Origin of the sequence: Streptomyces albidicamelliae, from assembly GCF_025642175.1 — a bacterium.
Taxonomy (GTDB): Bacteria; Actinomycetota; Actinomycetes; order Streptomycetales; family Streptomycetaceae; genus Streptomyces; species Streptomyces albidocamelliae.
The window spans coordinates 7,143,191-7,158,284 of record NZ_CP106795.1 but is presented as its reverse complement, the minus strand read 5'-3'; the positions used below and the strand labels follow the sequence as shown (position 1 = coordinate 7,158,284).

Genomic DNA, 15,094 nt, shown 5'->3' with positions numbered 1-15,094 from the left:
CCGCCGTCCCGTGTCCACCACCGTCCGTGACCGGTACGTTGATCCCGCCGGCCACGGGAACGGCTGTGGCGCGAAGGAGTTCGAGGAGCCGTCGATGGACGAGATCGCGGAGCGGCTGGCGCGGCTGTGCGCGCAGGCGGGGGACGACGGGCTGCGGGAGCGGGCCGAGCGCTACGGCGTGGGCGAGGCGCTGACCCGGCTGGGCCAGGCCGCCCGGGCGGGCAGTCGCACCGCCGCGGTCACCGCGGACCTGGACGCCCTGGACGACGCCTTCGCCCGGCACGGCATCGACGGGCTCACGGTGGGACCGCGGGGCTTCGAGCCGCTGCGCGGCGGGCGGGCCCATCCCGTGGTCACGGTGTGGGGCTGCCCGGCCGAGGCGTCCTGCTCGCGTCTCGAACCGCAGGAGCGGCAGCGCGGGTCGCGGACCCCGCCGCCCGCGTGCGCGCTGACCGGCACCCCGCTGGTCCCCCGGAAGATCCGGCTGTGATCACGGTCCTCGCCGAACTGGGCAAGCAGATGGCGGGCCGCTGGGCGGCACTGCTCGTCCTGCCGGGTGCCTTCTACGTGTCCACGGCGGCCGTCGCCGTGCTGCTCGGCCACGGGCACGCGCTCGACCCGGGGGTGCCGGCCGCCTGGCTGGACTCCGTCGCCGCCGCTCCGGCCAGCGGCCGCCTCGGGACCGTGCTGATCGGCGCCGCCGGGTTCACGGCCGCCTCGGCCGCCGCCGGTCTGGCCGCGTCGGCGGCTGCCCAGCTCGTGGAGCGGGTGTGGTGGGCCTCCGGCGAGGAGCCCCTGCTGCGCCGGCTGGCCGCCGCCCGCGGGCGGCGCTGGCGACGGGCCGAGGAGCAGGTGGCCGCCGCGCTGCGGGAGTTCACGGCGTCCGGCGGTACCGCGCCGACGGCGCAGGCGCTGCGGGCGGCGATCGCGCGACGCGACGCGATATGCCCGGAGCCCGCTTCCCGGCCGACCTGGATGGGGGACCGTCTGTACGCCGTGGACCAGCGGGTGCACGACACCTACCACCTGGATCTGACGGCCGCCTGGCCGCGGCTGTGGCTGCTGGTGCCGGACGCGGCTCGCGCGGAGCTCTCCGAGGCGCGGGCCGGTGTCGGGGCCGGCGCCCGGCTCATGGGCTGGGGCCTGCTGTACCTGCCGCTCGCCGTGGTGTGGTGGCCCGCCGCCGTTCTCGCCGCCGGCGTCCTGATCGCCGCCCGTCACCGCGCCCGGCTCGCCGTCGGTGTGCAGGCCGACCTCGTGGAGGCGGCCGTCGACCTCTACGGCCGCGATCTGGTGGTGCGGTTGGGCATCGACTGCCCGGGCCGCCTGGGCCCGGCGGAGGGCGACGCGGCGACCAGTCTGCTCCGTAAGGACCGCACGGACCTGTCCCGTTTCGGCGACTGAGGCGCGGCGGCCACGGCACGTCTCCCCCGCCCCCTCGGCACCCTGGCGGCCCGGCCTGCCTCACGCCTCGGACGGGGTGGGCGCCGGACGGGTGTCCAGTCCGGCCGTCGTGGAGACGGTGACCCGGGGCGCGGCGGTCAGGCGGATCGAGGAGCCGGCCCGGGAGCCCAGGAGGCCGCGACGGGCCGCCGGATCCGGGGCCGGGTGGTGCGGGACGGAGCGGAGCAGACGGTCGTGCCGGGTACGGTCGCGCGCGGACATCAGCCTGCGGTCGAGCGTCAGCGACGGCGGCACGCTGAGCCGGGGCCAGTGCGCGTGGTGCACGAACACCCGTACCCGCAGCCGTCCTTCCCCCAGCTCCACGTCGGCCTCCGCCAGGTGCTCGCCCAGCGCGCCCAGCGCGTCCGCCACCTCGTCCGCCGTGGCCCGCAGGTCCTCGGCGGGGTCGTACGGCTCGGGCAGGTCCCGCGGGTCGACCACGGCGCAGAGGATGCCGAGGTCGTCGTCGCGCAGCTCGCGTCCGGCGCCCATGTCCGTGCGGGCGCCCGCGTGCACGCCGAGTGTCAGTTCGGCGCCGTAACGGCTCGCGGTCAGCGCCACGGGGAACAGGGCCGTGTAGCGCATCAGCCGGGCGCAGCCGATGAGCACCCGGCCGACCGGCCACACCGCGGAGGTGCCCAGGACCCGGACGACCTCCTCGTGCCGGCCGAGCCGGCGCAGCACGTCGGCGTAGTCCCGCCGGACGGCCTGGGTCGTGCCGTCCTCGGGGCCGAAGGTGTGCTCGCAGGCGTCGACGAACGCCGGGTACTCGTCGGCCGCGGCGGCCAGGTCGCCCTTGCGCACCAGCACGCTCAGGAAGTTGTTGGCCGCGTTCAGCGTCAGCGGGTGCGCGGGCCCCAGCATGGCGGCGCGCTCGCCGTGCACCTGGCCGAAGAGGTTCAGCGCCTCGTCCCAGCGGCGCAGGTCCCGCACCACCAGGGCGAGGTTGTTCAGGCAGGTGAGGGTGAACAGGTGGGAGGAGCCGAAGCGGCGCGCGAACCCGTCCCAGGCGAGCGCGTACTGCTCCACCGCCTCGAGCAGCTGTCCCGACTCGTGCAGGGCGCCGGCCAGATCGTGGCGGGCCGCCGTGGTCTCGAGCTCCCGGAAGCCGTGGTGTGTCTCCAACCGGGCCACCTCGGCACGTAATGCGTCGACCGAGCGATCCGTCATCCGGCCCTCCGTCCTCGGGTACGGTGCACGACGCGGTGGCGGGCGCGGTCGCGGCCCGCCCGTCGTAGTCGTACCCCGGTGGGGCGGCCGTCAGCCCGTCGCGTCCACCAGTGCCAGCTCGTGCAGCCGTTCCGGCGGTCCCGGCCGAGCGTAGTACCAGCCCTGGGCCGTGTCGCAGCCCAGTATCCGCAACTGCTCGGCCTGGGCGCCGGTTTCCACGCCCTCCACCGTCACCGCGAGGTCGAGGCTGTGGGCGAGGGAGACGATCCCCTCGACGATCTTCAGGTCGACCGGATCGGCGGGGAACTGCTGCATGCCCTGGGTGAAGGAGCGGTCCAGCTTCAGGACGCTGACCGGCAGCCGGCGGAGGTTCGCCAGGTTCGAGTAGCCGGTGCCGAAGTCGTCCAGGGCGATGTCCACGCCCATCTCCGCCAGCCGGCGCAGGGGTTTGAGCAGATCGTCGTCGGCGCCGATCAGCGCGGACTCGGTGACCTCCAGGCACAGCGCGTCCGGAGTGACACCCGCGCGTTCGAGGATGTCGACGGTGTCCTGGACCAGACCCGGATGGCTGAGCTGGCACGGGGACAGGTTGACGTTGATGCGCAGCGGCCCGGCGCCGGTGTCCGCACCGTGGCGCTCGCGCCAGGCGCGGGCCTGCCGGATGGACTCCTCCAGGACCCAGCGGCCCAGCGGCACGATCAGGCCGGTGTGTTCGGCGAGCGGGATGAAGCGGTCGGGGCCGAGCACGCCGTGCTGCGGGTGCAGCCAGCGCACCAGGGCCTCGGCACCCCGGACGCTGCCGTCGCCGAGGTGGACGAGCGGCTGGTACTCGATGAAGAACTCGCCGCGGTCCAGGGCGGTGGGCAGGGCGGTGGTGAGCCCGTGGCGGGTGATCGCGCGGGCGTCGGCCTCCGGATCGGCGAGTTCGGAGCGGTTGCCGCCCGCGGACTTGGCCCGGTACATGGTGATGTCGGCGCTGCGCAGCACCTCGGCCGCGGTCCGCTCGCCCGCCGGGCCCTCGACGATGCCGAGGCTGCCGCGGACCAGCAGGTCCCGGCCGTCGATACTGATCGGGGTGATCAGCGCGTTCATGATCCGCTCGGCGAGCTCGTCGACCTCGCGCTCGGTGCCGGGGCCGGTGGTCAGCGCCACGAACTCGTCGCCGCCGAGCCGGGCGACCATCTCGCCGGGCGCGGTCGCGCAGGACTGGAGCCGGTCGGCGACCTCCACCAGCAGCCGGTCGCCGGCCGCGTGCCCGAGGCTGTCGTTGACGGTCTTGAAGCCGTCGAGGTCGAGGTAGCACAGCCCGAAGCGCTGGCCGTCGCCGGCGCCGAGGGCCTTCTCCAGCCGCTCGAAGAACAGGGTGCGGTTGGGCAGTCCGGTGAGCGCGTCGTGCGTGGCCTCGTAGCGCAGCCTGAGGTTGAGCAGGCGCCGCTCGGTGGTGTCCTCCATGAGGGCCAGCTGGTACTGGGGTTCGCCGTCGGCGTCGCGGAGCAGGGACACCGTCAGATTGGTCCACAGCACCGTGCCGTCGGGCCGGTTGAAGGCCTTCTCCACGTGGTAGTGCTCGCGCTCGCCCCGGACGAGCTCCTCGTAGAGCCTCCACGTCTGCGGGGCGTCCTCGGGGTGGGTCCACTCCAGCACGCGCCGGCCGCGCAGCGAGTTCTCGGGCAGCCCGAACATGCGCAGCAGCGCCTCGTTGACCTGGAGGACGTTGCCGTCCAGGTCGGCGATGCCGATTCCTATGGCCGCGCCCTCGAAGACGGCGCGGAAGCGTGCCTCGCTCGCGTGCAGCGCCTCGGCCACGGCTCCCTGCGCGTGCAACGCGGCCTGGGCGATGGCCTCCTGCTCGGCGAGGGTCCGCTCGCGCAGTGCCCGGGCGAAGCCCGCGGCCATCGCGTGCTGCAACCGCGAGGAACGCACGCGCAGTTCGTCCTGCGGGCCGTCCTCGCCGCAGTACAGGACCAGGTAGGCGTCGACGCAGTCGAGGGTACGGCTGAGCGCCTCGGGGTCCGTGCAGTGGGCCGCCACCAGTGCGGCGCCGACCGCCTTGGCGGCGTCCGCGTCGAGGGCGCGGGCCCGCAGCAGCTCGCTCAACCGGCGTGCCAGGGGCAGGAGTCGTTCCTCGAACTCGACGCGGGTGAGCGACGTCGAGGTCACCGGGAAGACGGCCCGGCTCCAGATCGTCGTCAGCCGGCGCAGTCTGTCCTCCGGCCCGTCCGGTTCCGCGCTCACGCCGAACGCCCCACGCCGGCGAATCCGGAGAAGGCGAACGGATCCTCGTCCTCCGGCGCCGACTCCGGGCGCCAGTGCGGCATCTGCACCAGTCCGGGTTCCACCATGTCGTACCCCTCGAAGAACCGCGCGATCTCGTCGCGCGATCGCATGATCAGCGGGTTGCGAATGTCCTTGTACACGTCCACCGCGCCCTCGGCCCGCTCGGCGGGCAACGGGATTCCCTCGTACGAGGCATGGGTGAGGATCAGCAGGCTGCCGGGCGCGAGTGCCTCGCGCAGCTCGGCCACCGCACTGTACGGGTCGTCCGCGTCTTCCACGAAGTGAAGTATGGCAACGAGAAGGAGCGCCACTGGCCGATTCAGGTCGATCAGCCGCTCCACCCGCGGGTTCGTGAGGATCTCCTGCGGCTTGCGCAGGTCCGCCGCGACCACGTCCGCGGCGTCGTTGCCCGCGAGGACCGCCTCACTGTGCGCGACGGCGACCGGGTCGTGGTCGACGTAGACGACCCGGGCGCCCGGTACGGCCGTCTGCGCCACCTCGTGGACGTTGCCGAAGGTGGGGATGCCGGAGCCGATGTCGAGGAACTGGGTGATGCCCTCGCCGGCCGCGAACCGTACGGCCCGGCGCATGAACGCCCGGTTGGCCTGCATGATCTTCGGCAGGCCCGGTAGGTACTCCATGGCCTTGCGGGCCGCTTCCCGGTCGACCTCGAAGTTGTGCGAACCGCCCAGGTAGTAGTCGTAGATCCGCGAAACGCTCGGCACGGAGATGTCGATGCTCCGTGGTGCCCAGGCGGGACGCTCCATGTGATTCTCCAAGGCGTGGACGGCGGACGTAGGCGATCCGGTGTTCGAGCTGAGGCTACTGATCGCCCGCCAAAGGAGCGACCTGAAACGGAAATTGACCGTCCGTTCCCGGTCACTGCCTGCGGCAAGTGCCCGGACGACCCCACTGCGTGACCGTACGCCGGCATCCGCCGCCGTGTCGCCGCCCGCACGGGCCGGAGTCCGGTACGAGCACACCACACCTGTCCACCACCCCGGCTGTCCACACCCCGGAAAAACGGTCCGCCCCCTCCGTGCGGTGCGGAGGGGGCGGACCTTCGGTCGCGCGCCGGTCGGGCGGGGCGATCGACCCTGGGGAGGTGATCTAGTTGCCCGGCGCGCCGACCGGCTTGCCGTCGGGCGAGACGGCGTACCACGTGCCGCCCACGCCCTGACCGTTGGTGTCGCCGGGGGCCTTGTCCCCGGAGAAGGTGTAGATCGGCCAGCAGTTGACCGACATCTGCTCCTTGCCGTCGGAGCGGGTGAAGGGCATGAGGCCCTTCTTCTTGACGCCCTTGGTGTTGTCGGCGCTGACGGGGTCGACCGCCGGCCACTTCTCCAGGCAGGCGCCGAGGCAGTTGGAGACCGACTTCGGCCAGGCCTGGTCCTTCATGAAGCGGTAGACCGTCATGCCGTTCTTGTCGACGACGACGTTCCCCAGCTTGGCGTCCTTGCGCACGGAGAGGCCCGGCAGCGAGGACAGGGAGGCCTTCTTGCCGTTCGGGGCGAGCGCGTACCACTTGCCGCCCACGCCCTGCCCGTTGACGTCCCCGGGGTTGACGTCCTTGGCGTAGCGGTAGGCGGGCCAGCCGCCGATGGTGAGCTGCTTGCTGCCGTCGGCACGGGTGACCTCGCCGAGCAGCGCCTTGTCGATACCGGCGCCCGCGGTGGCGTCGTCGGCGGGCACCGGCGGCCAGGTGGTGGCGCAGTCGCCGTCGCAGTTCGTCTTGGGCGGGTTCGCGGTGTCCTTGTCGAACCGGTACAGGGTGAGGCCGGCGGCGTCGGTCAGCACCTTGCCCAGATCGGCGTTGTCGGACACGGTCAGCTTGCCCGCGGGGACGGCCTTGGCCCCGGAGCCGGAGGCCTGGTCGCCGTCGGCGCCGTAGCCGTTGCCCGCGCCGGTCGTGGTGCCGCTGCCCGGGTTGCCGTAGCCGTCCGCCGCGGCCGTGGCCCCGACGTTCTGGGCCGACGACGCGGGAGTGGTCGCCTTGTCCTGACCGCACGCCGTCGTCAGCGCCAGCACCGAAGCCGCCGTGGCCACCAGTGAGGCGGCCCGCCAGGAGGTCTTCATCGTCAACTCCCCATCATCGCCTGGATTTCGCAGCGCCCTGCAGTCTTGCTGCGCCGCCGCACGGCCATGGGTACGCGGCGCAGGGGCGCGAGCGTTCAACCCGGCGGGAAGTTCTTCGGGTTTTTTCTTCCGGACGCCGTGCCGCACGCCGTCGGACCGGGGCCCGTACAGGCATACGTATCGGGACAGTCGGATGCTTCGTCATGTCAAACCATTGATCGCACGATGTCCTTCCTTCGGAGCAATCCGGCCGACTTACGGCGTACGACCGCGTGTCGCAACCCATGATCTCCGTCGTGCATGGACCCGAAGTCACCCGACGCGCGCCCGTCGCAAGGGCGTTGGCCCTGCTGACGCTGACCTGGACCCTGGTGGGCTGTCCGGTCGGCAGCGCGTCGGCCGACGCCTGTGCGTACGCCTCGACGGGCCCCGAGGGCACCACGGCGGTCGCCTACGCCGGCGGCCACCACTGGCCGACACCACCGCCCTGCCCGGAGCCGACCCCGCCGCCGTGCCCGCCCACGCCCACCCCGACCCCGACGCCGCCTCCACCCCCGCCACCGCCTCCGCCGAAGCCGACGCCGAAACCGCGGCCCACCCCCGACCCGACGCCGAAGCCGAGGCCTACTCCCAGGCCGGCGCCGCCCGTCCGGCCCGCACCGGCCCCGCCGGCCGCCCGGCCGACGCCCCCTCCCCCGCCACCACCGGCCCCCGCGCCGAAGCCGAAGCCGAAACCCAGGCCGAAGCCCGCACCGCGGCCGTCGGCGACCCCGGTGAGCTACCCGGCGTACCACCCCCACCCGGTCGGCCGCCCCGCCCCCGGTCACACCACGCCGGTCACCTACGTCCTGCTCATCACCGTCCCCGCGATCGTCGCCGTCGCGGCGCTGCGCCCGCGCTGACGCGCCGGCCCGCTCACTTCTGGAGGTACCTGTTGTCGGATTGGCTTGTTCTCGTCCTCGCGATGCTGGGGGCCTGTGCCGTCGTGGTCGTCGTGACCCTCGTACGGCACAAGCGGGCCCCCGAGGACGAGGACCCCAGCGAGACCCCGGACGTCATCGAGTACATGACCATGTGGATCGGCGTCGTGTACGCCATCGTCCTGGGGCTGGCCATCGCCGGGGTGTGGGAGGCCCGCAGCGCCGCCCAGGACTACGTGCAGAACGAGGCCCAGGCGCTGCACGAGATCTCGGAGCGGGTCCGGGTCTACCCGCCGGAGGTCCGTGACCGCATCCGGGACGACGTCGACGCCTACGTCTCGTACGTCGTGCACACCGAGTGGACGGCGATGGCGGACGACGAGCAGGTCACGGACCGCGGCACCGAACTGCTCCAGAAGGTCCGCCAGGACGTGACCGACTACCAGCCCCGCAACGACTTCGAGGCGCAGGCGTACCAGCCGCTGCTGGACCAGCTGGCCACCGCCGACCAGGCCCGCAACGCACGCGCCGACTCCACCGGGCCCACCATGCCGCCGGTGGTGTGGTGGGGTCTCCTCGCGGGAGCCGTCATCACCATCGGCATGGTGTTCGCCCTGCAGATCCGGCGCACCACCCGCGAACTGGTGCTGGCCGGGCTGTTCTCGGCGACCATCGCGTTCATGCTGTTCCTCATCTGGGACCTGGACGCCCCCTACGGCCGGGGCATCGCGGTGACCGCGGATCCGTTCCTCAACCTGTTCCCGGCCATCTCGTCCTAGGTCCCCGGGCGGACGGCGGCCCGCCCGCCGCGGCAGGCCTTCGCCCCCGGCTCCCACGAGGGTCCGGGGACGAAGGCCTGCCGACAGGCGCCGCACCGTGCCGCTCGACCGGCACCGGGGCGCTCAGACGCGCTTCTCCTGGCGGCGACGCAGCACGAACGCGCCGCCGCCGACCAGGGCCATGCCGACCAGGGCGCCGCCGATGGCCATGTCCTGGGGTGCCGCGCCGGTGATCCGGCTCCCGCCGAATCCGCCCTGCACGCCGCCGAGGACGGTGAACGCGTTCGGACGGGTCAGGGTGCGGCCGTCGCAGCGGACGGTGATGTCGTACCGGCCGGGCCGGGCGTCCCGGAAGACGTTCGCCACGCCCCGTGCGGTGTCGTCGCGGAGCTGCGACAGCGGGGCGCTGCCGAAGGCCCGGGACGTCATCGTGCCGCCACGGCAGCCGTTCACGGTGACGGTGAGCCGTCCTCCGGCGGCGATCACGCTGGGGGTGGCGACGATGTTGCGTGGGCTGCCGTCGCCCCGGCCGCCGAAGTCGCCTCCCGGACCGTTGCCGAAGTCGTCGCCGCGGCCATTGCCGAAGTCGTCGCCGCGGCCGTTGCCGAAGTTGTCACCCCGGCCGTTGCCGAAGTTGTCACCCCGGCCGTTCCCGAAGTTGTCACCCCGGCCGTTCCCGAAGTTGTCACCCCGGCCGTTGCCGAAGTTGTCACCCCGGCCGTTGGAGTTGAAGTTGCCGTTGCCGCTGATGTTGCCGTTGAAGTGGCCGTCGAAGTGACCGGTGCCGTTGAAGCCGCCGTTGCCGTTACCGTTGCCGTTGAAGCCGCCGACGCCGTTGCCGTTGAAGCCGCCGAGCCCGTTGAGGGTGCCGATCCCGACATTGCCGACGCCGAGACCGCCGACGCCCACACCCCCGACGCCGACACCGCCGACACCGACACCGCCGACGCCGGTCCCCGTGCCGCCGACGACGGCTCCGGTGTCGTTGGACGGGCCGCCCCCGGCGCCCATGCCGTCCGCGACGGCCACAGGGGCGGCGAGCCCGAGCACGGCGACCGCTGCGCAGGCGGTCGCCAGAGCACGTTGGTTGCGCATGTGATCCTCCGCGGGAGGCGCCCCGGGTCCCGTCCCGAGTCGATCGGCGAGAAAACACCTCCCGCACAGACCCTCAGACGCGCGGAACACGCCCGCACGTCGAGAATGGTCCATCCCGGTGAGGCGACACGCCGGACGAAAACCACACAATCGGAAATTATCGCAGGTCACGGGCCATCAGAAAATATCTGGAAGCTGCAACTCGGATGGCGCACCGGAAAGGCCCCCCGCCACCCGTTCGCCCGTCGCCCCGTCGCCCGTCGCGCGCGCGGGACTTAGCGTTTTCCCATGCGCATGGGACGTGTCGACGGCCGCGTCGAAAGGGGATGGCGAATGTCTGCGTCCGGGCTGTCCGAGCTTGTCGCAGAGGAGGAACGGCGGAGGAAGCGCGCCCCGTGGGGCGTCATAGCGCTTGCTCTGCTGACCGGGCTGGCGCTCATCCGAAACGGCTCCGGGGAGTTCGACGTGGGTCCGCCGCAGCCCGCCTCGGCGGTGGCGCCGGACACCCGCGAGAACCAGGCTCCGGAGACCTTCGCCGCCGGGCCCGTCACGCTGGGCTTCGCGGCCGTCGACCGGGTGCGGATCCCGGCGATCCAGGTCGACGCGCCGGTGATGCCGGTCGGGCTGGACGCGAACGGCTGGGTCGCCGCGCCCCCGCCGGAGGAACCCAAGCTGGCGGGCTGGTTCACCGGCGCGGTGTCCCCCGGCGAGAAGGGGACCGCCGTCGTCGTCGGCCATGTCGACAACAAGCAGGGCCCCGCCGTGTTCTACGGTCTCGGGGCCCTGAAGAAGGGCAACCGCGTCGACATCCTGCGCAAGGACGGCAGGACCGCGGTGTTCGAGGTGTACGGCGTCGAGGTGTTCGAGAAGAGCAACTTCCCGGGCGACCGGGTCTACGGCTCGAAGGGCACCCCCGAACTCCGGGTCATCACCTGCGGCGGCGGCTTCTCGAAGCAGAGCGGCTACGACGGCAACGTCGTCGTCTTCGCCCGCCTGGTCGCGGTCACCTGAGGGACCGCGCCCGGGCGGGCCGGGTCCGCGCCGCCGGCTCAGGTGGGCCGGCGGCTCGGCACGGTGAGGTGGTACCCGGAGTCGATCAGGTAGGGCAGCCATTCCCGGATCGCGCGGACGGTCTGCGAACGGTCGCCGCCCGCGTCGTGCGAGAGCACCACGACGCCGGGGGCGGCGCCGCCCTCCACCCGGTCGATGATGGTGTCGGTGCCGGGCACCTCCCAGTCGGTGGTGTCCACGGTCCACGCCATCGGTTCCATGCCCAGCTCGGCGCCCAGCTGGAACGCGGCCCGGTTCCAGGCCCCGTAGGGCGCGCGGAACCACTGGGGACGGTCGCCGTAGGTGTCCTCGATGACGTCGCTGGTGCGCTCCATCTCGGAGCGGATCTCCTTGCGGTTCATGGTCGTCAGCAGCGGGTGCGTCCAGGTGTGGTTGCCCACCACGTGGCCCTCGTCGGCCATCCGGACGAGGAGCTCCCGGTTGTCGACGACGCACTCCCCGCACACGAAGAACATGGCCCGCACGTCGTACTTGGCGAGGGTGTCGAGGATGTGCGGGGTGTACGCCGGGTTGGGGCCGTCGTCGAAGGTCAGCACCATGCGCCGGCCGCGTCCGGAGACCTGCAGGATGGGTTCCTTGCGCACCTTGAGCTTGCGGGGCGCGGCGCGCGGCGGTCCGTACCCGGTGAGCGGCTGGAGCCGGAAGGCGGACGGCTTGAGGGCTTGACGGGCCTGCGGGCCCCCGGCGGGCGCCGCGGTTCCGGCGGTCTCCTCGCCGCCCGCCGCCAGGATGGCTCCGGCCGTGCCCGCGGCCCCCGCGGCGGCGGCGCCGGCGAGGAGCATCCGGCGTCGCGTGAACAAGTGATCCTTCTGCATGACCCATCAGTCGCCCCGCGGGGCGCCGCCGCACCGCAACGCCGTCGGTGCGGCGGCCGGAATGCACCCGTACGGCCGAGTGGGCCGGGGTCAGCGGCGGCGGACGAGCGGGAAGGGCAGCGTCTCGCGGATGGTGAGGCCGGTGAGGAACATGACGAGCCGGTCGACGCCGATGCCGAGCCCGCCGGTCGGGGGCATGGCGTACTCCAGGGCCTGGAGGAAGTCCTCGTCCAGTTCCATGGCCTCGGGGTCGCCGCCGGCGGCGAGCAGCGACTGCTCGGTGAGGCGGCGGCGCTGTTCGACCGGATCGGTCAGCTCGGAGTAGGCCGTGCCGAGTTCGGTGCCGAAGGCGACGAGGTCCCAGCGTTCGGCGAGCCGGGGGTCGGCGCGGTGCTGGCGGGTCAGCGGGGAGACGTCGGTCGGGAAGTCCTTGTAGAAGGTGGGCAGCCCGGTCCGTTCCTCGACGAGCCGTTCGTACATCTCCAGCACCACGTCACCGGGCCCGTCGTCGGCGGTGTACGGCACTCCGGTGCGGTCGCACAGCCGGTGCAGCCGCAGCAGTTCGGTGCCGGGGCCGATCTCCTCGCCGAGGGCCTCGGAGAGGGCGCCGAACACGGTCTTCACGGGCCACTGCCCGGAGATGTCGTACTCCTCGCCGCCCTTGCGGGCCACCGGGGAGCCGAAGGCGGCGGTCGCCGCGCCCTGGACGAGTTCGCGGACCAGGTCGAGCATGACGTCGTAGTCGGCGTGCGCCTGGTAGGCCTCCAGCATCGTGAACTCGGGGTTGTGCTTGTAGGAGACGCCCTCGTTGCGGAACGTGCGGCCGAGTTCGAAGACCTTCTCCAGGCCGCCGACGCACAGCCGCTTCAGGTACAGCTCGGGGGCGATGCGCAGGTACAGGTCGAGGTCGTAGGCGTTGATGTGGGTGGTGAAGGGGCGGGCGTTGGCGCCGCCGTGGATCTGCTGGAGCATCGGGGTCTCGACCTCGATGTAGCCGCGCTCCAGCAGGCCCTGGCGCAGCGCCTGCACGGCGGCGGAGCGGGCCCGGAGCACGGCGCGGGCCTCGGGGCTGGTGGCGAGGTCGAGGTAGCGGCGGCGGACCTTGGCCTCGGGGTCGGTGAGGCCGCGCCGCTTGTCGGGCAGCGGGCGCAGGCACTTGCCGGTGAGCTGCCAGGAGGTGACGAAGACGGTGGGCTCGCCCCGGTCGCTCACCCCCGCGCGGCCGGCGGCGGTGACGTGGTCGCCGATGTCGGTGTCGGCGGTGAAGCGGTCGAGTGCGGCACCGGAGTCGTCGCGGCTGAGGGCGATCTGGTGGTCGCCGGACCAGTCGCGCAGCACGGCGAAGACGATGCCGCCGAAGTCGCGGACCAGCATGACCCGTCCGGCGACGGTGACGTCCTCGCCGGGCGGGACGTCGGCGAGGGCGTGCGTCGGGGCGGGGACGCCGACCGGGTAGGGATCGGTGCCCGCGGCGCGCAGCCGGTCGAGCCGGTGGTGCCGGACGCGGACCTGGTCGGGCAGGCCCGCGTCCGGGGCGGCGGGCCCGGCCTGGTCCCCTCCGTCGAGGCCGAGCGCCGACAGGGACGGCAGCCCTTCCGTGGTGGCGGGCCGCTGCCCGGTCTTCGGGTGCCCCTTTCCCCAGAGTTTGCGCAACGACGGTACGGAGACGAAACCTTCGGCGATCCCGGAGGCCAGCCCGATGCGGGCGAGGGCCCCGGTCTCGCCGTAGCAGATGAACCGCGGGTACCACTCGGGGCGGTACTTGGCGTTGGAGCGGTACAGCGCCTCCAGTTGCCACCAGCGGGAGAAGAACAGCAGCAGCCGGCGCCAGAGCCGCAGGACGGGTCCCGCGCCGATGCGGGCGCCCTCCTCGAAGACGGACCGGAAGGCGGCGAAGTTCAGCGAGATCCGGCGGATCCCCAGTTTGGGCGCGGCGGCGCACAGTTCCGCGACCATGAACTCCATCACCCCGTTGGGCGCGGCCCGGTCACGGCGCATCAGGTCCAGGGAGACGCCGTCGCGGCCCCAGGGCACGAAGGAGAGCAGGGCGAGCAGCCGGCCGTCCTCGCCGAGGGCCTCCACGAGCAGGCAGTCGCCGTCGGCGGGGTCGCCGAGCCGGTCCAGCGCCATGGAGAAGCCGCGCTCGGTCTCGGTGTCCCGCCAGGCGTCGGCCTTGCGGACGACCTCCTCCGTCTCGTGTTCGGTGAGGGTGGCGTGGCGGCGGATGCGGGTGGTGGCGCCGGTGCGGCGGACGCGGTGCACGGCCTGCCGGGTGACGCGCATGTCCCGCCCGTTCAGGTCGAAGGCCGCCACGTGGACGATCGCCTCGTCACCGAGCTGGAGGGCGCCGAGCCCGGCACGGGCGTAGGCGCGGGCGCCGTCCTCGGAGGCGCCCATCACGGCGGGGGCCCAGGCGTGCCGGCGGGCCACGTCCAGCCAGGCCCCGACGGCGTGCGGCCAGGCCTCCGGGTCGCCGACGGGGTCGCCGCTGGCCAGGCACACCCCGGCCTCGACCCGGTAGGTGACGGCGGCCTTGCCGCTGGGTGAGAAGACGACGGCCTTGTCACGGCGGGTGGCGAAGTAGCCGAGGGAGTCGCGTTCGCCGTAGGCGGCGAGGAGGGCGCGGATGCGGGCCTCCTCGTCGTCGTGCAGGGCGGCCTCCAGGCGCTGGGAACGGAACAGCGCGGCGGCGGCGTTGAGCAGGGCGAGCGCGCCGAACAGGCCGAGCAGGAAGGTGACGCCGCGCGGCGGGCGGCCGTCGAAGGAGCTGTTCGACACCAGGCCGCCGCACACCCGGTCGGCCGCCCAGGCCAGGTGCTGGCCCGCCGGAAGGGTGCCGGGGAACAGCGAGACCAGCCCCCAGCCCACCAGGATCGCCACGAGGAGGCCGGCGACCAGCACGCCGAGGGCCCGCCGCACGGCGCCGCGGCGGGAGGCGGCGTAGAACTCCCCGCGTGCCGCCACCAGCAGGAGCAGCAGCAGCGCGCACAGGATCAGCGACGGCAGTGACTGGGAGTAGAGGCCGAGGGCCACGCCGAGGGCGTCGGTGAGGACGAGCAGGCCGAGGTAGACGACGACCAGCCACCAGGCGACCTTCTTGCGGGCGGCGGTGGCGCCGGCCAGCAGGAACAGGAAGACGGCGTAGGCGAGGTTGGCGCTGATCGGGACCAGCAGCAGGTCGAGGGCGCGGACGAGCGGGCGGAGCAGGACGCGCAGCGGGGCGATGATCGCGAGCAGGGCGCAGAGCAGGCCGAGCGCTGCGAAGAGGGCCGCGAAGGCCTCCGGCACCCAGCCGAGGCGCCCGCCCGTGGGCGGTCGTACCGGCCTCGTCGCGTCCTCGGCGGCGGCCGGCCCGGCGGTGGCGGTCATGGTTCCGACTCTAGGAAGGGCGCGGGCTGCTCGCCCGTCGAGCGGCCCGGCCCTCGGCGGGAACCACCGGTTCCGATAG

Annotated in this window: 12 protein-coding genes; 5 read left to right on the top strand and 7 right to left on the bottom strand. The window is 73.2% G+C overall.

The features are described from left to right. The first annotated feature begins 94 nt into the window (after positions 1-94). Together N8I86_RS32365 and N8I86_RS32360 are read left to right on the top strand one after the other, a co-directional pair. A complete protein-coding gene (locus N8I86_RS32365) occupies positions 95-490 on the top strand; it encodes a hypothetical protein (RefSeq protein ID WP_093472782.1) in 396 nt (131 codons plus the stop codon). Continuing rightward, complete coding sequence (locus tag N8I86_RS32360; protein WP_123440493.1) at positions 487-1,404, top strand: hypothetical protein; 918 nt, start codon at positions 487-489, stop codon at positions 1,402-1,404. The genes N8I86_RS32365 and N8I86_RS32360 overlap by 4 nt, the downstream gene beginning before the upstream one ends. 60 nt (positions 1,405-1,464) lie before the next feature. On the opposite strand, the gene N8I86_RS32355 is transcribed toward N8I86_RS32360, so the two are convergent. The 4 genes from N8I86_RS32355 to N8I86_RS32340 all read right to left on the bottom strand — a co-directional run bounded on the left by N8I86_RS32355 (position 1,465) and on the right by N8I86_RS32340 (position 6,966). Continuing rightward, the gene (locus N8I86_RS32355; RefSeq protein ID WP_263279365.1) at positions 1,465-2,613 is read right to left on the bottom strand and encodes a tetratricopeptide repeat protein; all 1,149 of its coding nucleotides are present in this window, start codon (positions 2,611-2,613) and stop codon (positions 1,465-1,467) included. Positions 2,614-2,703: 90 nt separating this feature from the next. Next, positions 2,704-4,848, bottom strand: a complete 2,145-nt coding sequence (locus N8I86_RS32350; RefSeq protein ID WP_073891168.1) for a putative bifunctional diguanylate cyclase/phosphodiesterase — start codon at positions 4,846-4,848, stop codon at positions 2,704-2,706. Further along, positions 4,845-5,657 carry an SAM-dependent methyltransferase gene (locus tag N8I86_RS32345; RefSeq protein WP_073891170.1) on the bottom strand — a complete coding sequence of 271 codons (813 nt, stop codon included), beginning with the start codon at positions 5,655-5,657 and terminating at the stop codon, positions 4,845-4,847. Before N8I86_RS32345 ends, N8I86_RS32350 begins: the two co-directional genes overlap by 4 nt. Before the next feature lie 343 nt (positions 5,658-6,000). Beyond that, positions 6,001-6,966, bottom strand: coding sequence for an SCO0930 family lipoprotein (locus tag N8I86_RS32340; RefSeq protein ID WP_073891172.1), 966 nt, complete (start codon positions 6,964-6,966; stop codon positions 6,001-6,003). 773 nt (positions 6,967-7,739) lie between these two features. Here N8I86_RS32340 and N8I86_RS32335 point away from each other — a divergent pair. Continuing rightward, the gene (locus N8I86_RS32335) at positions 7,740-7,868 is read left to right on the top strand and encodes a hypothetical protein (RefSeq protein WP_256339405.1); all 129 of its coding nucleotides are present in this window, start codon (positions 7,740-7,742) and stop codon (positions 7,866-7,868) included. Between the two features lie 32 nt (positions 7,869-7,900). Further along, positions 7,901-8,665: a bestrophin-like domain gene (locus N8I86_RS32330; protein ID WP_263279364.1), complete on the top strand. Its 765-nt coding sequence runs from the start codon at positions 7,901-7,903 to the stop codon at positions 8,663-8,665. A gap of 123 nt (positions 8,666-8,788) precedes the next feature. On the opposite strand, the gene N8I86_RS32325 is transcribed toward N8I86_RS32330, so the two are convergent. Next, positions 8,789-9,760 carry an LPXTG cell wall anchor domain-containing protein gene (locus N8I86_RS32325; RefSeq protein WP_263279363.1) on the bottom strand — a complete coding sequence of 324 codons (972 nt, stop codon included), beginning with the start codon at positions 9,758-9,760 and terminating at the stop codon, positions 8,789-8,791. 333 nt (positions 9,761-10,093) lie between these two features. Between N8I86_RS32325 and N8I86_RS32320 the strand changes: the two genes are divergently transcribed. Next, positions 10,094-10,771 carry a class F sortase gene (locus N8I86_RS32320; RefSeq protein ID WP_073891176.1) on the top strand — a complete coding sequence of 226 codons (678 nt, stop codon included), beginning with the start codon at positions 10,094-10,096 and terminating at the stop codon, positions 10,769-10,771. 38 nt (positions 10,772-10,809) lie between these two features. Here the strand turns inward: N8I86_RS32320 and N8I86_RS32315 are convergent, their stop codons facing one another. Further along, positions 10,810-11,646 (bottom strand): polysaccharide deacetylase family protein, encoded by an 837-nt coding sequence (locus N8I86_RS32315; protein ID WP_263279362.1) that lies wholly within the window; start codon positions 11,644-11,646, stop codon positions 10,810-10,812. A gap of 90 nt (positions 11,647-11,736) precedes the next feature. Continuing rightward, positions 11,737-15,015, bottom strand: a complete 3,279-nt coding sequence (gene lysX / locus N8I86_RS32310; RefSeq protein WP_263279361.1) for a bifunctional lysylphosphatidylglycerol synthetase/lysine--tRNA ligase LysX — start codon at positions 15,013-15,015, stop codon at positions 11,737-11,739. Positions 15,016-15,094: the final 79 nt, after the last annotated feature.